Annotated in this window: 1 rRNA gene; it reads left to right on the top strand. The window is 53.3% G+C overall.

The features are described from left to right. Positions 1-904: ribosomal RNA gene (locus FXV91_RS19590) — 23S ribosomal RNA — on the top strand; the annotation flags it as partial.

Genomic DNA, 904 nt, shown 5'->3' with positions numbered 1-904 from the left:
AAGCAGGGCTGTGAAGTCCTGTGGACCGTTCACAAACGAAAATCCTGGTAATAGTAGCAGCATAGCAGGGTGAGAATCCCTGCCGCCGAAGGGGCCAGGTTTCCTCGGCAATGATCGTCAGCCGAGGGTTAGTCGGTCCTAAGACGTACCGTAATTCGAGTACGCCAAAAGGGAAACAGGTTAATATTCCTGTACCATTTAGCACTGAGCTCTGACGTTTCAGGGCAGGCCGAGCGGCGTCGTCGCGCCGTCTAAGCAGCGAATCCCGTGGAGAGCCGTAATGGCGAGAAGCGGGCGAATCTGTTATGGCTAAAGTCGGCTGCACCCAGGAACCCGTGAAAAGGACAGCTAAATGTCCGTACCGAGAACTGACACAGGTGCCCCTAGCTGAAAAGGCTAAGGCGTGTCGGAGTAATTCAGTTAAGGGAATTCGGCAAATTAGCTCCGTAACTTCGGGAGAAGGAGTGCCTGCTGTGTAGACAGCAGGTCGCAGTGACCAGGGGGCTCTAACTGTCTAATACCAACATAGGAGATTGCAAACCCGTAAGGGCTAGTACAATCTCTGAATCCTGCTCAGTGCAGGTACCTGAAACCCCGGTTCAACGGGAAGAAGGGCCTGTAAACAGCGGGGGTAACTATGACCCTCTTAAGGTAGCGTAGTACCTTGTCGCTTAATTGGCGACTTGCATGAATGGATCAATGAGAGCCCTACTGTCCCTAACTGGAGTCCGGTGAAGCTTACATTCTAGTGCACAGTCTAGAGACCTCTAGGGGGAAGTGAAGACCCCGTGGAGCTTTACTGCAGCCTGTCGTTGGGTTGTGGTTCTGGATGTACAGTGTAGGTAGGAGACGTCGAAGCGGGTGCGCCAGCATCCGTGGAGTCGCAATTGGGACACTACCCTTC

The organism is Methanosarcina sp. DH2 (assembly GCF_020804225.1).
Taxonomy (GTDB): Archaea; Halobacteriota; Methanosarcinia; order Methanosarcinales; family Methanosarcinaceae; genus Methanosarcina.
This window is presented reverse-complemented; position numbering and strand designations above follow the sequence as displayed.